The sequence below is a fragment of the Brevibacterium aurantiacum genome (assembly GCF_007558825.1).
GTDB classification, from domain to species: Bacteria; Actinomycetota; Actinomycetes; order Actinomycetales; family Brevibacteriaceae; genus Brevibacterium; species Brevibacterium aurantiacum_A.
Genome location: NZ_VLTK01000004.1, coordinates 85,477 through 103,150 on the forward strand (window position 1 = coordinate 85,477; position 17,674 = coordinate 103,150).

The following is a 17,674-nucleotide window of genomic DNA, read 5'->3' on the forward strand; positions in this document are numbered from 1 at the left end:
CTCGCAGATTTCTGGATTGAGTTGTCGAACTCAGTGCCTTGTCGAACTCAGTGCTTTGTCTGACTCAGTGGCTCGTCGAAGTCAGTGGCCCGATGCGGGCTGGCTGGCCGCTTCCGCCTGCAGGTGGCTGCGGGCCTCGGAGAGCATACCCTCGCGAGTTGCGATCTTCACTCGCTCACGACCTTCGGCTTCGCCGAGCGCCTTCTCTGCTGTCTCCACGCGATGGTAGCCTTCCCAATCCACGTAGTCGACGCCTTTGGCCTCGAGCAGTTCGACGATCGCAGAGTCATCCGGATACACAGGCTCCGTCAGGACACCGGCGGCGCGGTCATCGAGGATATGACCGATCGTCTCCAGGGCATCACCCTTCGTGTGACCGATCAGGCCGACAGGACCACGCTTGATCCAACCAGTCGCATACACGCCCTGCACCACGTCTGCATCGGCAGAGACCGTCTGGTCATCTGCGTCGACGACCCGACCCTCATGGTTCGGGATGACTCCCCGGCCGGAGTCGAAGGGCAGCTGCGGAAGTGCTGTGCCGGCATAGCCGACGGCGCGGTACACGGCGTCGATCTCCCAATCATGGAAGGTGCCGGTGCCGTTGACTCCACCGGATCCGTCGAGTTCCATCCGCTCCGTGCGCAGCCCCGTGACCTTGTCCTCGCCGAGGATGGTCACCGGGGAATGGAGGAAGTGCAGGTGCAGACGTCGCTTGGCTCCCACCGGCTCACGCATCGTGAAGTCCGTCAGCGTCTTCGCAACCTGCTTGGTCTGATTGTTCGACTCGATAGCAGCAAGCGACCCCTCATCGAACTCGAAGTCCTCGGGATAGACGATGATGTCGACATCCTTGACATGCCCCAGCTCACGCAGCTCCAACGGGGTGAACTTCGCCTGCGCAGGACCACGCCGACCAAACACATGCACATCCGTGACCTTCGAGGACCTCAGACCCTCGTAGACATGATCAGGAATCTCCGTCGTGTGCATATCATCAGCCTGCTTCGCCAACACACGCGCCACATCCAAAGCAACATTGCCATTGCCGATGACCGCGACCTTCTCCGCATCCAAAGGCCAGGTCTGAGCCACATCCGGATGCGAGTCGTACCAGTTGACGAAATCAGCGGCGCCATAGGAACCGGGCAGATCGACACCTGGAAGACTCAACGAGGCATCGATGAAGCAGCCGGTGGAGAAGATCACCGCATCATAGCGATCCGTCAGCTCACCCAAGGCGATGTCGGCACCGTATTCGACGTTCGAGAACAAACGGATATCACCGCGGTCGAGGACCTTGATCAGGGCGTTGATGATGCCCTTGATCCGTGGGTGGTCAGGAGCGACTCCGTAGCGGACCAATCCGAACGGAGTCGGCAGACGCTCGAAGAGGTCGATGCTGACCTCGAAGTCACGATCAGCCTTGGTCAGCAGGTCGGCAGCGTAGATGCCTGCGGGTCCGGCACCCACGATGGCCACGCGGAAGGGACGCGTCATTCTCACACCTCTCTAGTAAGTCATCTCCGATTGTATCGGCAAAGAAGGTCCTCCTAACAAACACGTGACGAAGCTCGCATCTCGACCTTCGGCTTCATCTCAGGCATCAGTCGGAATCGCCAGCTTCCTGTGCGTTGCCTAGACTCGGCCTGTGAACGCCTCTGCACCCGAAGAATCTGCCCTCCGACGCGTCGGACTGGGATATGGAACCGCTGCCTACATCATCTGGGGTCTCATTCCCCTGCTCTTCGCCGCTGCGGCTCCGACGGGCGCGTTCGAGATCGTCGCCCATCGGATCATCTGGTCGCTGATCTTCTGCGCCATCCTCCTCTTCTTCGCCAAGGGCTTTGTCCGCACCTGGTTGGTGATGCGCTCGGGAAAGATCTTCTGGCTGCTTGCTCTGGCATCCGTGCTCATCGCTGTGAACTGGACAACCTACGTCTACGGCATCGAAACCGGCCGCCTCGTCGAAATCTCGCTTGGCTATTACCTCAACCCGCTCATCTCGATCGGCCTGGGCGTCATCCTCCTCAAGGAGAAGCTGCGCCCGCTGCAGTGGGCCGCGGTGGGTTTCGGAGCGGCAGCAGTAATCGTGGTCGGCATCGGGATCGGCCGCTTTCCCTATCTGGCGCTCACCGTGGCGCTCTCCTTCGGCCTCTACGGACTGGTGAAGAACAAGGTCGGGGGGAAGGTCGGTGCGCTCGAAGGCATGACCGTCGAGACCGCGGTACTCACCATTCCCAGCCTCGCCTTCCTCGCCTATCTCGCTGTGCAGGGCACTGGAACATTCATCGGATTCGGGCCTTGGCACGTTGTCCTGCTCCTGGCCACAGGACCGCTGACGGCGATCCCGCTCATCCTCTTCGGCGCAGCCGCCCGGCGAATTCCACTGTCCTGGGTGGGAATGCTGCAGTACATCGCACCGACGATGCAGTTCGTCCTCGGCGTCGTACTCTTCGGTGAGGCGATGTCGGCGACGAGATGGATCGGGTTCCTCATCATCTGGATCGCCGTCATCCTGCTGTGCACGGACATGGTCCAGCAGAACCGACGACGACCGCATTTGGGCTAGTCCCTGTCACCGGCGGTCCGACAGGCTGCTGCGACTCACTAGACTCTGTGTGTGATCGCAGATTCAGCCCCCGACGAGAACGCCTTCCGCCGTGCCGGGCTGATCAACGGACTCTCCGCCTACCTGCTGTGGGGGCTCATCCCCCTGCTCTTCGCCGCGGCAGCCCCGACCGGGGCCCTGGAGCTCGTTTCGCACCGGGTCGTCTGGTCGCTGCTCTTCTGCGCAATCCTGCTGACGTTCACCGGCGGCTTCAGACGCACCTGGGATGTGGTGCGCTCAGGTTCGACCTTCTGGCTGCTCACCCTGGCCTCGGTGCTCATCGCGGTCAACTGGACGACGTTCATCTATGGCGTCGAAACGGGCCGCCTCGTCGAGGCGTCACTTGGCTACTACCTCAATCCGCTCATCTCGATCGGCCTGGGCGTGATCTTCCTCGGTGAGAAGCTGCGTCCGCTGCAGTGGACTGCTGTGGGCTTCGGCTTCATCGCCGTCGTCATCGTCGGCATCGGCCTCGGTCGGATGCCCTACCTCTCGTTCACTGTAGCCATCTCGTTCGGTCTCTACGGACTTGTGAAGAACAAGGTCGGCAATCGGGTCGGAGCCCTCGAAGGCATGACTATCGAGAGTGCAGTGCTGTCCGTGCCCAGCCTGATCTTCCTTATCGTCCTCGGTGCACAGGGTCTCTCCACGTTCACCGGGTTCGGTGCCAGCCACGTCATCATCATCCTCATCACCGGCCCGGCCACGGCGATTCCACTCATTCTCTTCAGTGCTGCGGCAAGAAGAATTCCGCTGTCGTGGGTCGGGATGCTGCAGTACATCACCCCGACGATGCAGTTCATCACCGGAGTCTTCATCCTCGGTGAGATGATGTCGACGACCCGTTGGATCGGATTCTTCGTCATCTGGATCGCCGTCGTCCTGCTCAGCGTCGACATGATCCGCCAAAGCCACCGCAGGCTCTAGCCACTTCCCCACTCCCAGCTTCGCTCATCGCTGCAGACCGGCTTTCAATCGTCCCCGAAATCGGCGCACTCTTGACAAGTCAATCACCTACATGGTTCATTAGTTATGTAACTAACCAATACACATGGAGCTGATGTGATCGACGAAGCCAAACCACTGTTCGCACAGATCGCCGAACAGGTCGAGGATTCGATCATCAACGGCACTCTGCCGGAGATGTCTCGGGCACCGTCGACGAACGAACTCTCAAGCTTCTATTCGATCAATCCCGCGACCGCCGCCAAGGGCGTGAACCAGCTCGTTGCCAAAGGAGTTCTCGAGAAACGGCGCGGAATCGGAATGTTCGTGAAGGAAGGAGCCCGAACCTTGCTCATCAATGAATACAAGTCCACCTTCTCCGACAAATTCATCGCCCCGCTGCTCTCAGAAGCCAGCAGGCTAGGACTCAACCGCGATGAAGTCATCGCCCTCATCGCCGACCACTCAAGAGAACTCGGCACTTCACGCCGCCTGGGCCCCACTACCGCGAAGGGATGAAAATGACCTCCGTCATCGACGCACGCGACCTCACCAAGAAGTACAAGCACGCCACCGCCCTCGATAACGTCTGTCTGTCTATCGAAAAGGACTCGATCTACGGCCTCCTCGGCCGCAACGGTGCCGGCAAGACCACTCTGATGTCCATTCTCACCGCGCAGAACTTCGCCACAAGCGGCGATGTCGAGATCTTCGGTGAGCATCCCTACGAGAACGCTCGCGTCCTCAATCGGATGTGTTTCGTACGGGAGAGTCAGAAATATCCCGAGGACGCCACAGCGAAACACGCAATCGCCACCGCTCGCCTGTTCTTCCCCTGCTGGGACCAGTCCTTGGCAGAGGAGCTCATCGACGACTTCCGTCTTCCCCTGAAGACACCGATCAAGAAGCTCTCCCGGGGTCAGCAGTCGGCAGTAGGAGTGATCATCGGCTTGGCGTCTCGGGCGGAGATCACCTTCTTCGACGAGCCCTATCTCGGCTTCGACGCAGTAGCTCGACAGATGTTCTACGACCGCCTCATCGCCGATTACGCGGAGTGCCCACGAACGATTGTGCTGTCGAGTCATCTGATCGACGAGGTGGCCAACCTGATTGAGAATGTCATCGTCATCGATCGCGGCCGGATCATCATGGATGAGTCCACGGAAGAGGCACGCACACGCGCAGTCAACATCGTCGGAGATGCTGACTCGGTTCAGCGTCTGGTCGCCGGTCGAGAGGTCATCCACCGGGAAGCGCTGGGGCGTGTGTCGTCGGTGACGATCCTCGGTCAGCTCTCCGACGTCGATCGTGAGTTCATTGCCGACGCGAATCTGGATCTCACTCCGGTATCGCTTCAGCAGCTCATCGTGCGCACCACACAGGCAGACACCACTTCCTCGAACGAGGATGAGAACACCGGTCCCCTCACCGACACTGATGTCAGGAGTCTTCAGTCATGACCGCAACCACAGAAGCACTCGGCAATCAGCACTCGACTCGTTCGAAGAGTCGGATACTCGGTGTCGTCCGGCTCCATTTCATGAACACTCAGACCTTCGTCTGGGTACCAGTCATCGTGCTCAGCGGAGTCTGGCTGATCACGCTGCTGATCTATTGGATCATCGCCGCCTCCGGAGTCGAAGGGCCGATGTACAGTGGTGGATCCCAGGCACCTCTGTGGTACTTCGCCGTGGTCGGAGCGCAGGCGATGAATCTGACCTTCTACTTCTCGCAGGCCATGAGCCTCACACGTCGGGAGTTCTATCTCGGATCACTGACCGCAGCCGGCATCAGCGCCGCTGCGATATCCACCGTCTTCGTCCTCCTCGGTCTCATCGAACAGGCCACTGAAGGCTACGGCATCAACGGGTTCTTCGCCTACCTCCCCTGGGTGTGGGAGGGTGGGCCGTTCGCAGCGGGGCTGACCTACTTCGCCCTCACCATGCTCGTGTTCATCCTCGGCTTCTGGTTCGCCATCGTGCACAAGCGCTTCGGAGCTCTCATCCTCACCACCGCGCTGCTCGTCATCGCACTCGTCCTGTTGAGCGGCGCCGCACTCATCAGCCTCAACGGAGCCTGGCTCGAGGTATGGATGTGGGTCCTCGAGACTCAGAGCATGGGACTGACGCTCTGGGCCCTGGGATTGGGCGTGGTCTTCGCCGCGGGTTCGTACCTCACTCTGCGTCGGTTGACTGTCTGAAAACAGCTGACCGTCTCTGATCGAATCAGCTCGCGAGCATTCGAATCAGCTTGCGAACATGAGCACGACCCCGGAGAGCACCCCTCCGAGGGCGACAGCACTGCCCATAGCGGTGGTGGTGCGCCAGCCGAGGGACTTTCCGACCATCACCATCGACGGGATGCTCAGTGCCGGGAGTGCAATCAGCAGGGCTCCGGTAGTGCCCGCTCCCACCCCTGCGGCGAGCAGCGCAATGATGATGGGAATCTCGCCCCCTGTCGGGATCACCAGGAGTGTGCCCACAACAGCAGCGATGAGCACTGCGAGAGCACCGACCTGAGCCTCGAGCCCGTACACTCCCGACAGCCATGGACTGATGAGTCCGATGACGAAGACCAGAGCAAGATGCTCGGGCACGAGGATGAGCGTGAATTTCGACAGCGATCGCAGGTAGCGCTGGGGTAGAGACGACATCCTCGGCGGCTCCGGACTCTGTTCGGGAACCGCCTCGACGCGCCCCTTGATCCACCGGCCGATGAGCGCGCTGGCACCGACTGCGATGAGGATTCCGAACACAAATCGGGTGAGAGCGTACTGCCAGGGCAGGACGAGCGTAAGGAAGATCAGAACTGCAGGGTTGAGAAGCGGATTGCCCACCCAGTAGGCCAAGGCGGCGCTTCGCATAACGCCCGAACTCCGCAGTCCTGCGGTCACCGGGGCCGCGCAGCAGGTGCACATCATCGACGGCAGCGACATCACCGCGCCGACGAGTGACTGGCTGGTGTGGGTGCGACGATTCATCACCCTCAGCAGCCAATCACGCGGCACCAGGGCATCGATGGCCGCAGCCACTACGAGCGCCACGAGCAGGGCCTTCCACACCGCGATGAAGTACACCAAGGTGAAGTCCCAGGCTCCAGCCAAGGAGAACGTGTCCCCAGCAGCTTCGAACAGTGGACTGCCATCCCAAACGGACGTCTGGCTCATCGTCCAGGCCTTGTCCCAATAGGGCATCCACTTCGACCAGCTCAGGCCGATGATGAGGAAGATCACGAGCACGCCGAGTCCGACCCAGTCGACAGTGGTCAGTCGCCGACGACCTCCTGCTTCAGCGACCGCCTGGCTCGTCAAGGATCAGATCCTCACGCTGTGCGTGAGACCACCGAATCGGCGAACGCGAACAGCGACTCCTTGACCAGTCCTTCGGGGACGGGGGCCAGCGCTGCCTTCGCGTCCTCGGCCCAGCGAGTCGCCTCGTCGCGTGCTCGGACCGTCACCGGGTGAGCGGCCAAGGCAGCACGGGCAGACTCGAGCGCTTCGTCGGTGGTCAGATCCGCGTCGAGGAGTTCGACCACCTCGGCGGCCGCCTTGTCGCCGTCGGCCGCAGCGGCCCGGACATAGAGCACCGGCAAGGTCGGAACGCCTTCGCGCAGATCAGTGCCGGGGGTCTTGCCCGACACCGAGGAAGCCGCCGTCAGGTCGATGATGTCATCGGCGAGTTGGAAGGCGATGCCGACACGTTCACCGAAGACCCGCACAGGCTCGGCCAGCGCCTGATCCGCGAGTGAGAACATGACCCCGAACTGCGCCGAGGTGGCGATGAGAGATCCTGTCTTGTCCGCGAGCACCTGGATGTAGTGATCGATCGCGTCCGAGTCCTCGGGTGGGCCCGCGAATTCGTTGAGCTGGCCCAGGACGAGTCTTTCGAAGGTCTCGGCTTGAACCGTAACGGCCTCGGGGCCGAGCTTCGCCGTCACTCCCGAAGCCTTCGAGAACAGGAGATCACCGGTGAGGATGGCAACGGAATTGCCCCACACCTCGTGAGCGGCCGGGGCACCTCGGCGAACCGGGGCATCGTCCATCACATCATCGTGATACAGGGAGGCTAAGTGGATGAGTTCCACGGCGACGGCAGCGTCGATGATCTCCTCACGATCAGCCTCGCCGAGGCGTGCCGTGAGCAGCAGGAGATTGGGACGAGCACGCTTGCCACCAGCTGCGAGGAGATGTTTGGATGTGGTGTCCGGCAGCTTCCGCGTCTGCGCGGTCACTTCGTAGAGCCTGCGCTCGACGGCTTCCAACTGAGTGGAGATATCCGCCGCAAGCTGGGCATCGGCACCGATAAAAGTCGCCGGAGAGGCTAGGTGGCTCATGTCCTCGTCATTCATCGTAGTCAGTGTCGTAGTCGCTGGTGAGCTCAGGCATTGCTGGTAGCCGGCACGATTCGGGTGAGAGCTGCAATCACCCGGTCGATGAGATCGGCCTCAGAGACCTTCGGGTCGCGGTAGAGGTTCGCCAATAATTTCACGACGAATTCCATCACAACCTCAACACCCATACCGTACTTGATTCCGAACTGCATGAGTGCAGGGTGGCCGATAATGGCGGAGAAAACGCGCCCCAGGGTGAAGTAGCCGCCCAGGGAATCACCCACCAGCGCCGGGTATTCCTGCAGTTTCTCCCGCATCACGCGCTGCGGGTAGCGGGAATAGGTGGAGATCACCTCGGCGGCCAGTCGTGCGGATTCAAGGGCATAGTCGATGCCCTCCCCGTTGAAGGGGTTGACCATCCCACCCGAATCGCCGACGAGCAGGAGCCCCTTGTGGAAGTGCGGGGTGCGGTTGAAGGCCATCGGCAGCGCTGCGGATTTGATCGGGCCCAACGAGGTGGATTCGTCGATGCCCCATTCGTGTCCCATATCCGCGATCCACTGCCCCATCATCGCCCGGAAGTCCACGGAGCCGAACTGAGGTGAGGAATCCAGCAGACCGGCACCGATGTTGATCGTGCCGTCACCCAGCGGGAAGAGCCAGCCGTACCCGGGCAGAACCTCGGATTCGCCCGCCGAATTGCTCGAGCGCATCTCGACCCAGCTCTCGATGTAGTCGTCGGCATGCCTCGGCGAGGAATGATAGGCGCGCACGGCCACACCCATCGGGCGGTCGTCTCGCTTTTCCAGGCCCATGGCCACTGCCAGACGTGAGGAGACGCCGTCCGCAGCGATCACGATCGGGGCGCTGAAGTAAGCCTCAGGTCCGACCCGACGGCCGCGGTGGTCGGTTCCGGAGGCATGAATTCCTTTGATCCAGCCATCAACGCCGATGTCCGGGGACATGGCTTTGACCTGCTCGAACAGGCGGGCACCGCTGCGTTGGGCGTGGCGGGCAAAGGCCTCATCCATGCCCATCCGCGGCTTCGTCAGACCATAGTTCGGGGTGCCGTCGATCTCGGGCCAATCGATCTCCAAACGGTGCCCGCCACCGATGAGACGCAGGCCTCTGTTCTTGTGCCATCCCTCGGATTCGGGGGTCTCCATCCCGAGGAACCCGACCTCCTTGACCGCACGCGGGGTCAGAGCATCGCCGCAGATCTTGTCCCGTGGGAACTCGGACTTCTCCAGGATGATGACCTCATGGCCGGCCTGCGCCAGGTAAGTGCCGATGGCGGATCCGGCAGGGCCCGCCCCGACGACGATGACCTCGGCCTCGAAGTTGTTCATGGTCAGCGTTCGGCGCCCGGCTTGAGTGCGTGGTGAATGGCGACGATTCCGCCCGTGAGGTTGCGGTGCTTGACCTGGTCGAAGCCGGCACCGAGGATCTGCTGCGCAAATTCGTCCTGGTCAGGCCAGGCACGGATCGACTCGGCAAGGTAGACGTAGGCCTCGGGGTTCGAGGACACGGCCTTCGCCACGGCGGGCAGCGCGCGCATCAGGTATTCCTTGTAGACGAGGCTGAAGGGGTCGAACGTCGGTGTCGAGAACTCGCAGATGATGAGTCGGCCACCGGGTTTGAGCACGCGCAGCATCTCTGCCAACGCGGTGTCGACGTCGTTGACGTTGCGGATACCGAAGGAGATGGTGACGACGTCGAAGCTGGCGTCGGAGAACGGCAGATCCATCGCATCGGCGTAGATGAAGTCGATCTTCGGGTGGCGACGTCGCCCCTCGGTGAGCATGCCCTGTGAGATGTCACCGGCGACCACCTCGGCGCCATGATGGGTGAATGTCATCGACGACGTTCCCGTGCCGGCCGCGAGATCGAGGACGCGTTCTCCGGGTCCGGCAGCCACCGAGTGCGCAACCGTCCGACGCCAGGTACGCGCCAGACCGAAGGTGAGCACATCGTTGGTGAGGTCGTAACGGGAGGCGACGTCGTCGAACATCGACGCGACGTCGGCGGGCTGCTTGTCCAGCTGAGCACGGTTCATGGCACTATTCTCTCAACACCTGATGCCGGGGGGCGAATTCGCGGACCCGTTTCCATGCTCTGCGCGGTGTGGAACTGGCCACAGTCATCATCGTCGTGCCGAAATCCTCGACTAGAGTGGGCCTGAAATGACTACGACCTTCGATACCTCTGACATCCGCACCGCGCCACCGCGCCTGCACGTGCGATCTCGCTTCGTCGACGACGTCGAACCCGGACCTGGATTCCCCTTTGAATCCGGACTGCCCACGACCGTCGAACAGACGCTGGAGCTCCTGCCCACCTCGGCGTTCTCCTGCTGGGTCCGCGACACATCTGGCCTCATCGGCTTCGGCCGCACGCTGCGCATCCGTGCCCGCGGCCGCGATCGTTTCACCGAGCTCTCCGAGGCGTGGAAGGCCATCACGGACGCCGCGACCATCGAGGACGAGGTCGACCTGCTCGGCTCTGGACTGATGTGCTTCGCCACCGTCGCCTACTCGGGCGAATCGGAGGTCGATTCCCTCATCCACGTCCCCGAATTCGTGCTCGGACGCCGAGGTGGTCGCGTGTGGATGACGTCGATCATCGGTGAGGGCAGCACCCCCACCCCGCCGGTACTGAAGTCCGAACCGCTGCGCCGAGTCACCTCGGCGACGGCCTCCCCCGGCGACCTCGACAGCGCTTCCTGGGCGGACCTGGTCGCGAAGGTCTCGCACATGCTCACGCCAGTCGGAGACTCCGCTGAGGTGGACGCCTTCGCCGACGATTCCACGCTGCGCAAGATCGTGCTGGCCCGTGATGAGCTTGTCACCACCGACGATGACATCGACGTCCGGTCCGTGCTTGGTGCACTCAACCGCAGCTACCCCAGCTGCTGGACCTTCGATGTCGCCGGCCTGATCGGTTCCACGCCGGAGCTGCTCATCGGCGTCGAGAACAACCGGGTGACCTCGCGCGTGCTCGCGGGCACGTATCGGGTGGAGAACGACCCGACGGCCGAGATGCCCGCTGCCAGGAAGCTGTTGAGCGCTCACAAGGACAGCACCGAACATGCCTTCGCGATCGCCTCGCTCCAGCGCAGCCTCGGACTCGTCGCTGATGATGTCACCGTCGACGAGCGGCCGCACCTTCTGCCATTGGCCAACGTCATCCACTCGGCATCGGATGCTTCGGCCCACCTGCCGGAGGACTCGTGCCTCAATGCCCTCGACATCGCGGCCGCTGTGCATCCGACCGCGGCCGTCGGCGGGTATCCGCAGGCCAGCGCAGTTGCCCACGTGGACGAGTTGGAACCACTCGATCGCGGCCGGTATTCGGGCCCCGTGGGGTGGATGGACGACCAGGGCAACGGTCAGTTCGGAATCGCCCTGCGCTGCGGACAGCTCGAGGACCGCAATCGGATCCGTCTGTTCGCCGGTGCCGGCATCATGCCCGATTCGGATCCCCTCGCCGAGGTGGCCGAGACTGAAGCGAAATTCGCTCCGATGCGCCGTGCGCTGGGGTTGGAATAGGACGCTGACCGTGTCGCAGTCTGGCCGCTTCGTAGCTTCGTAGCTTCGTAGCTTCGTAGCTTCGTAGCTTCGACACAGTTTCACCGCCTGGGCCGGACCTCACCTGCCTTGACATTGTGTCAAGGTTTTGACTTTTCGTGTCAGTGGCTGTGTCAGTGGCTCGGCATAGTCTCTTCACATGTTCACGCATCCTGCGGATGACCCGGACCACCCCGATTATCGGGGCCCCGGATCGTGGGCCCGGCTTCCGGGCATCACCACCGATATCGACCGGTGGTGCACGACTCTGCGTGACCTCGAGCCAGCAGACGATGCGTGGGAGGCCCAGACCCGCATCCGCGCGCTCGAGGAGCTCACGTCCGCGGCCGCCGCCGCTCAAGCCCGTGAAGCCGTCGCCTTCCATAGGCACCGCCAGCGCGAAGATGCTGCCAACGACGTGCCCAAACGCGAACAGGGGAAGTACGCAGGCAACGAGATCGCACTGGCCAAACGTGTCTCACCCGCGACGGGGCGCAAGTTTCTCTCAACGTCCAAAGCTGTCGTCAACGACCTGCCTCGCACCTACGAGGCGCTGGCCGACGGCTCCATCTCCGAAGCCAAAGCTCGCATCATCGCCGATGAGACGGCTTGGCTCACTCCCGGCGAGCGTCTCTTCGTCGACGAAGAGCTCAAAGACCGTGCCTCCGTTGCCGGCAGTCGCCGGCTACGCACCGAAGCCCGCTCCCTGGCGGCCAACGTGTCCTCCGACAATGCGCACGAAAGGGCCGAAGCTTCGAGCGCGAATCGCCATGTGTCCTTGAGCGCACTGAACAACGGCATGGCGATGCTCAGCGCTACTCTGCCTCTGCAGCAGGCCGTTGCTGCGTTTGAAAGTCTGGACGCCGCTGCCGCCGAGCACAAACTCAACGGCCAGGACTTCGACCGCGGCCGCAATCAGCTGATGGCCGATATCTTCGTCGAACGGCTCACGGGACAGGACTCTGCCGGTGATGTGCGCACTGAGGTCCACATCGTGATGGAGGCCGAAAGTCTGTTCTCTGACGGACAGGTTCCTGCGTGGATTCCGAGCTATGGGCCTCTGCCGGCAAAGACAGCACGGAACTTCCTGGCGGCAAATCGGGCCCGGTCCTTCATCCGCCGAATGTTCACTTCACCAGACACAGGGCAGCTGGTCGGCATGGACTCACGCAGGCGCACATTCGGCGGCCTGCTGCGACGCATGGTGGTCTTCCGCGACGACGTGTGTCGGACCCCATGGTGTGACGCCCCGATCAAGCACGCCGATCATGCGAATCCTGTAGCCGAAGGCGGAGAGACTCAGTGGTCCAACGCCTCCGGACTGTGTGCGGCCTGCAACTATGCCAAGGAGCACCCCGGGTGGAAGCACGAGGCGACTGCCGACGACCTCACCGTCTCGACCCCCACCGGTGAAGAGTACGAGTCGGCCACTCCCCCGTTCGTCACCAAGTTCGGTCACCCACCGCCGAGAAAGTACACCACTTCGGGAGACACTGACCAACCCGCAGACCCTGATGATTCCGCAGCACCTGACTACGTCAAAGACACTGACGCCCCAGGCGGCTGCGGCAGTCCCAGCGCAGCCGGTAGTCACCCCAGCGGCAAATCCGCGCCGGAAGCGAACGAAGACGTCGTCGACTTCCCTCGACTGAGCCCCGTCGAAGAACTCTTCAAGGAGCTGATGCTGAGGGACACCGGCTGATTAACTGCCGCGGCACCAGAGCCGCCAGCGGTCGCGATTGCTGAAGCTCTTTCCACTGAACGGTCCTCGGGTCAGTCCCTCAGTCCTGTCCCTCTGCCCTGTCCCTCTGCCCTGTCCCTCTGCTCACGTCCGATTGCTCTGGTGGAGTGCTCCAGTCAGATTGATCTGGTCAGATCCACTTCGATGATCCGACGGCCGTGCGTCCGCGTTTGTGGGGCCCTCGTTTGTGGGCTGTCCGCTGCTTTGCCGTCCTCTACACCGCAGACTGCTTTCTCAAACTCTGCGATGAAGTCGCTGAGCAGGCTCGACTCGTCCTGAGGTCCCACCCACGAATACTCCCACCCATAGGCAGTCGCGAGATCGCTGAAGTCCCGGCCGTGAGGAACCGTGAAATATCTTTCGAGATACGGTGCCACATGCTCCTGCGAGTGTTCGAGCCCGGAGAAGATCGCACCCCCATCGTCGTTGAGGACGACGATGAGCACGTTCCCGGCCACTTCAGCGCTCGGCGTGAGCAGGCCGCCCACGTCGTGGAGCATTGCAACGTCACCGATGACCAGCACGACCTGTTCTTCGAGCGCAAGGGAGAGCCCCGTGGCGGTCGAAATCAGGCCGTCGATGCCGGCCAACCCGCGTGACGCGTGGATTCGCGCTCGCACATCAGTGGCCTCACTGAGATAGCGGATCGTATTCGAACTCGCCGCAAAGAGGTTGATGGTGCGGCCGGCCAGATGCTCGGTGATCGCCCGAGCGGTCGTCGGCTTCGACGCGGCCGCACGCTCGCGCTCATGCCGGGAAGCGGCAATGATCGCCTCGCCGGCTCTCACCCACTCGTCGCGCCACGTCGTGTCTTCGCTGACGCACGAAAATGTATCGCTTGTGCGGTCCTCGGCGCCGACGCGATCTCCGTGACGGGTGCTGTCGCTGGCTTCCTTGACTTCCGGCTCCGAGAGCGACACGGTCAGCGACACCGCGTCGACATCATCGGGCAACCGCTGAACCACCACCTCGGAATCGGCAAGGAGCGCGGCGACAGGTCTGGTCAGAGTCGGCTTCCCGTGCACGATCGCGGTGCGGATCGCTGATCGCAGGTCCTCACGTTCGCTGAGCACACGGGCATGCGCCGGGACTGCAGCAGGTGAGTTCCGCAGAGCAGGGGTGAGAGGGCTCGAGGGCTCGGCCAGGACTGGGATTGCATAAGTCTCAGCCAAGGATTTCAGAGCCTGGGCAGAGTGACCGCCGGCATCACCGGCCACGATGACCGTGCCAGGAAGAATTCGGACCGAGGTGCTCCTCAAAGTATTCGCGGCGCTGCGCGCAGCATCCGCCGCTGATTCCACTGCCCCCTCTGATTCCACTGTCCCGTCTGATTCCGCTGCCCCCGCTGCTGCCAGCGTCTGCACCGTGGCATTCCAATCGGCGAGCTCCGCCACAGTCGGCACCAGCGGCACATCGAATTGCACGTTGAATTGGATGGGGCCAGCTTTACCAGTGTCCGTGCCCAGCGAGATCGCAACCGCCTCGGCTAGCAGATGTTGTGCATCAGCACTTCCGGCAGGCACATCGACTCGAGCGCGCACATCGCTGAGCACCTGCGACTGGTCGTCGATCGTCTGGTTTGCACCAGTCCCCCGCATCCGAGCAGGACGATCAGCCGTGATCGCCACGAGCGGAAGGTGACCGTAGGAGGCCTCGAGCACCGCAGGATGCAGGTTGGCCACAGCCGAACCCGACGTTGTCACCAGCGCCACGGCGCCAGCAGCACCCCCAGCGCCAATAGCAGCGCCCCTGGTGCCAGCAGCAGCGCCCCTGGTGACAGCAGCACCGCCAACAGCGCCAGCAGCACCGACACCGGTCTGCTTACTGCGCAGTCCCCGTGCCAGGCCAAGCGCCAGGAACCCGGCATCACGCTCATCGATACGCACGTGCGTACGGATCACCCCCGCCTCGGCGAGAGGGGCGAGCGCATAGATCAATGGTGCGGAACGGGACCCGGGCGCGATGACGACCTCGGTGACTCCCGACGAAACCAACCCACGGGCAATCTGCTGCGCCACTGCGCTCGAATTCAACATCACCTGATATTCAACCACTAACCCACCTGCGGTTCACATTGACTCCCTACGGTTGACCCATGCGCCGATCGATTCTCTTCGCGGTTGGAGCGCGTGCAATCCGTTCGCTGACCGCCGCGCGCTCCCACAGAGGACGCTTCCCCACCCTCGACCAGAACAGTGCATTCCTCGGCCCTGAACCTCGCGGCAAGGATGCGAGGAAATGGCATATCCGAGACAAACGCAAACTCTCGAACCGACTGCGGGAGTTCTTCATCTACTCCCCCGCGCTCGGTCGAACCGTCGGAGTACGCGTGCTGCTGCCTGGAATTCCGCAGGAGATCAGCCCGGTCATCCACCTCTATCACGGGGGCGGGGACGACTTCCGATCATGGACGGACTTCGGGTCCGCCGAGGAGCTCACACTCGACTCGCCCTTCCTGGTCGTCATGCCCGATGCGGGAGCCGGCACCTACTCTCGTGTGGCAGTCGGCAGCGAGGTCCACGACTGGCCGACCTTCCACACCAAGGAGATCCCTGACTTCCTGCGCAAGACCTTCTCCGTGGACTTCGCACCAGAGAACCAGCTCCTGGCGGGACTGTCGATGGGCGGATACGGGGCGATGAAATACGCAGCCTGGCACCCGGACCGCTACAGCTGGGCAGCAGCCTTCTCCTCCCCACTCGACCCTTTGTCTGCGGTCCCTGCCTTCGACATCATCGCCATGCGGGAGGGCGCGAAGTCGATGACGCTGTTCGGCGATCCCGTCACCGACCGCAGTGAATGGATCGCCAACTCCCCCTACGGCCTCGCGGAGAACCTGAATGGCCTGAACCTGTGGCTCAGTGCAGGGTCCGGAAGTCTCGAAGAGTCAAAAGATCGTGACCTCCTCGAATCGATGGTCAATCAGCAGGGCGAGCGCTTCTCTGCGCGATTGAACTCGCTGGGCATCCGCCATTCGTGGTTTCCCCGCACGACTGGCCTGCACAATTGGAACAGTTGGGAACGAGAGCTCGGCGCTTGGCTGAAGACCCTGCGACGTCAGCGTGACTATGCCAGCTCCGATCACCGCAGCATCGAGCGCCGAAGTGGCGGCGTCGATGACCGCCGAGGTGGCCCCCGCGTCGCAGACGGTGGCGAATTCTCCTATCTCACCGGGCATGCCCTCTTCGATATCCACGGATGGCGGGTCGAGATCTCGCGACGCCGAGCTCAGATCGTGTGCTTCGGCTCCGTCAGCACGGCTGGATTCTCCCTGACTGGAACCGGAAGCTTCCGGGTACGCACGCCGGACCTGTACGAACCCGGTCGCCGATACGACATCTCCGTCACCGGGCCGACAGGCTCGAACGACTATCCGCAGCGCGCCGACAAGAAGGGGCGCCTGACGTTCACCGGGCGCTTGGCTGCAGCCATGCACGACCCGATCATTCCGGGCAAGCGCACTCAGCACTTCACGACGGTGGGGCAGTCCGAGGTTACGACGGTGCGCATCGCGTCGACGCCGGATGAATCGTCGGCACCGGCACGAGCCATCGAATCAGACACCTCGCCACGACCTGCCCCAGCAGACGCCTCGCTGCGAGCCGCAAGGTCAGCCGAAGACACAGAGGAAACAACAGATGTGTCGGAATCGGCACATGTCGATGACGGATCTCAGACACCTACTGTCTATGGTTATAACGGTCACAACATCGTGACCGTCTTTCCTCCATCTGATTGAACCTTGACTTCGAGAGGTCACCCATGAAACGCGTACTCCCAGCCATCGCTCTCATCGCCGGACTGGCACTGACAGGCTGTTCGGGAGCTGACTCCCAGGACAGTCAGGCCGAAGAAGCAGGCGGCGCCGCACAGCCCGCCGCAGAAGAGACCCCCGAAGTACAGCAGCTCGACGAGAATCAGCTCAAGAAGATCATCGAATCCACAGATGTCGATGGTCAGTCGTTCAAGTCCGTCGATATCGGGGCGGCTTCCGGCAGCGAAGCGATCAAGGCCCTCGAAAGCGCCGAGTACGAACCTGCTGAGTGCAAGGACCTCGCAATGTCTGCTCTCAACGCCGCTGAGGCGAGCAACGGCACCAGCCTCGCTGGAACCTCAGCGGACAACACAATGAGCGTCGCGCTCATGAGCCTGGCCGACGAGGATGCCGCCGGTTCACAGCTGAAGAACTCGACCAAGGTCGCCGAGAAGTGCAGCGACGTGACCATCAAGTCACAGGGCATCGAGATGACGATGTCCTACGAGTCCTTCGATGCCACTGTCGAAGGCGCTGACGAGAGCGTCGGCGTCCGTGCCAAGATCGGTGCCGGCGGTCAGACCGTCCTCGACACCGACACCGTCACCAGCCGCGTCGGCAACAACATCGTCACCGCCGCCAACATCGCCGATACCGGGGACGAGGAAGCGGTTCCCAAGACCGCGAAGACGTTCGTCGACGCCGTCAAGAACGCGAACTGAGCAGTC

General features: G+C 62.4%; 15 protein-coding genes. 9 read left to right on the forward strand and 6 right to left on the reverse strand.

Annotated features, from left to right (window positions below; translation table 11 throughout):
* Positions 1-81: 81 nt before the first annotated feature.
* On the reverse strand, positions 82-1,500 hold the full coding sequence (locus FO013_RS07775; protein ID WP_143921990.1) for an FAD-dependent oxidoreductase: 1,419 nt from the start codon (positions 1,498-1,500) through the stop codon (positions 82-84).
* A gap of 151 nt (positions 1,501-1,651) precedes the next feature.
* Between FO013_RS07775 and rarD (FO013_RS07780) the strand changes: the two genes are divergently transcribed.
* From rarD (FO013_RS07780) to FO013_RS07800, 5 genes are all read left to right on the forward strand, one after another.
* Positions 1,652-2,572 carry an EamA family transporter RarD gene (rarD, locus tag FO013_RS07780; RefSeq protein WP_260848047.1) on the forward strand — a complete coding sequence of 307 codons (921 nt, stop codon included), beginning with the start codon at positions 1,652-1,654 and terminating at the stop codon, positions 2,570-2,572.
* A 51-nt stretch (positions 2,573-2,623) separates the two neighbouring features.
* The gene (gene rarD / locus FO013_RS07785) at positions 2,624-3,538 is read left to right on the forward strand and encodes an EamA family transporter RarD (protein WP_143921991.1); all 915 of its coding nucleotides are present in this window, start codon (positions 2,624-2,626) and stop codon (positions 3,536-3,538) included.
* Positions 3,539-3,673: 135 nt separating this feature from the next.
* Complete coding sequence (locus FO013_RS07790) at positions 3,674-4,075, forward strand: GntR family transcriptional regulator (protein ID WP_186293021.1); 402 nt, start codon at positions 3,674-3,676, stop codon at positions 4,073-4,075.
* A 2-nt stretch (positions 4,076-4,077) separates the two neighbouring features.
* Positions 4,078-5,016 carry an ABC transporter ATP-binding protein gene (locus tag FO013_RS07795; RefSeq protein WP_143921992.1) on the forward strand — a complete coding sequence of 313 codons (939 nt, stop codon included), beginning with the start codon at positions 4,078-4,080 and terminating at the stop codon, positions 5,014-5,016.
* Positions 5,013-5,756, forward strand: coding sequence for a hypothetical protein (locus tag FO013_RS07800; protein WP_143921993.1), 744 nt, complete (start codon positions 5,013-5,015; stop codon positions 5,754-5,756). Before FO013_RS07795 ends, FO013_RS07800 begins: the two co-directional genes overlap by 4 nt.
* Before the next feature lie 45 nt (positions 5,757-5,801).
* Here FO013_RS07800 and FO013_RS07805 read toward each other — a convergent pair whose 3' ends face one another.
* From FO013_RS07805 to FO013_RS07820, 4 genes are read right to left on the reverse strand one after another with little or no spacing between them, the layout of a single operon-like run.
* Positions 5,802-6,866, reverse strand: a complete 1,065-nt coding sequence (locus FO013_RS07805; RefSeq protein WP_143921994.1) for a permease — start codon at positions 6,864-6,866, stop codon at positions 5,802-5,804.
* Positions 6,867-6,877: 11 nt separating this feature from the next.
* On the reverse strand, positions 6,878-7,888 hold the full coding sequence (locus FO013_RS07810) for a polyprenyl synthetase family protein (RefSeq protein ID WP_143921995.1): 1,011 nt from the start codon (positions 7,886-7,888) through the stop codon (positions 6,878-6,880).
* Between the two features lie 44 nt (positions 7,889-7,932).
* Positions 7,933-9,234, reverse strand: a complete 1,302-nt coding sequence (locus FO013_RS07815) for a geranylgeranyl reductase family protein (RefSeq protein WP_143921996.1) — start codon at positions 9,232-9,234, stop codon at positions 7,933-7,935.
* 2 nt (positions 9,235-9,236) lie between these two features.
* On the reverse strand, positions 9,237-9,941 hold the full coding sequence (locus FO013_RS07820) for a demethylmenaquinone methyltransferase (protein WP_143921997.1): 705 nt from the start codon (positions 9,939-9,941) through the stop codon (positions 9,237-9,239).
* Positions 9,942-10,068: 127 nt separating this feature from the next.
* Between FO013_RS07820 and FO013_RS07825 the strand changes: the two genes are divergently transcribed.
* Positions 10,069-11,433 carry an isochorismate synthase gene (locus tag FO013_RS07825; RefSeq protein ID WP_143921998.1) on the forward strand — a complete coding sequence of 455 codons (1,365 nt, stop codon included), beginning with the start codon at positions 10,069-10,071 and terminating at the stop codon, positions 11,431-11,433.
* Between the two features lie 178 nt (positions 11,434-11,611).
* Positions 11,612-13,153: an HNH endonuclease gene (locus tag FO013_RS07830; protein ID WP_260848048.1), complete on the forward strand. Its 1,542-nt coding sequence runs from the start codon at positions 11,612-11,614 to the stop codon at positions 13,151-13,153.
* 155 nt (positions 13,154-13,308) lie between these two features.
* On the opposite strand, the gene FO013_RS07835 is transcribed toward FO013_RS07830, so the two are convergent.
* Complete coding sequence (locus FO013_RS07835) at positions 13,309-15,228, reverse strand: thiamine pyrophosphate-binding protein (RefSeq protein WP_260848049.1); 1,920 nt, start codon at positions 15,226-15,228, stop codon at positions 13,309-13,311.
* 59 nt (positions 15,229-15,287) lie between these two features.
* Here FO013_RS07835 and FO013_RS07840 point away from each other — a divergent pair, with 59 nt between their 5' ends.
* Together FO013_RS07840 and FO013_RS07845 are read left to right on the forward strand one after the other, a co-directional pair.
* The gene (locus FO013_RS07840) at positions 15,288-16,931 is read left to right on the forward strand and encodes an alpha/beta hydrolase (RefSeq protein ID WP_143922000.1); all 1,644 of its coding nucleotides are present in this window, start codon (positions 15,288-15,290) and stop codon (positions 16,929-16,931) included.
* Positions 16,932-16,954: 23 nt separating this feature from the next.
* On the forward strand, positions 16,955-17,668 hold the full coding sequence (locus FO013_RS07845) for a hypothetical protein (RefSeq protein WP_143922001.1): 714 nt from the start codon (positions 16,955-16,957) through the stop codon (positions 17,666-17,668).
* Positions 17,669-17,674: the final 6 nt, after the last annotated feature.

Excerpts from the sequence above, each read along its gene's own strand:
- FO013_RS07830 (WP_260848048.1), top strand. The coding sequence starts at position 11,612 with ATGTTCACGCATCCTGCGGATGACCCGGACCACCCCGATTATCGGGGC.
- FO013_RS07820 (WP_143921997.1), bottom strand. The coding sequence starts at position 9,941 with ATGAACCGTGCTCAGCTGGACAAGCAGCCCGCCGACGTCGCGTCGATG.
- FO013_RS07840 (WP_143922000.1), top strand. The coding sequence starts at position 15,288 with ATGCGCCGATCGATTCTCTTCGCGGTTGGAGCGCGTGCAATCCGTTCG.
- FO013_RS07800 (WP_143921993.1), top strand. The coding sequence starts at position 5,013 with ATGACCGCAACCACAGAAGCACTCGGCAATCAGCACTCGACTCGTTCG.
- FO013_RS07825 (WP_143921998.1), top strand. The coding sequence starts at position 10,069 with ATGACTACGACCTTCGATACCTCTGACATCCGCACCGCGCCACCGCGC.
- FO013_RS07795 (WP_143921992.1), top strand. The coding sequence starts at position 4,078 with ATGACCTCCGTCATCGACGCACGCGACCTCACCAAGAAGTACAAGCAC.
- FO013_RS07810 (WP_143921995.1), bottom strand. The coding sequence starts at position 7,888 with ATGAGCCACCTAGCCTCTCCGGCGACTTTTATCGGTGCCGATGCCCAG.
- FO013_RS07775 (WP_143921990.1), bottom strand. The coding sequence starts at position 1,500 with ATGACGCGTCCCTTCCGCGTGGCCATCGTGGGTGCCGGACCCGCAGGC.
- FO013_RS07845 (WP_143922001.1), top strand. The coding sequence starts at position 16,955 with ATGAAACGCGTACTCCCAGCCATCGCTCTCATCGCCGGACTGGCACTG.
- FO013_RS07835 (WP_260848049.1), bottom strand. The coding sequence starts at position 15,228 with ATGTTGAATTCGAGCGCAGTGGCGCAGCAGATTGCCCGTGGGTTGGTT.
- FO013_RS07815 (WP_143921996.1), bottom strand. The coding sequence starts at position 9,234 with ATGAACAACTTCGAGGCCGAGGTCATCGTCGTCGGGGCGGGCCCTGCC.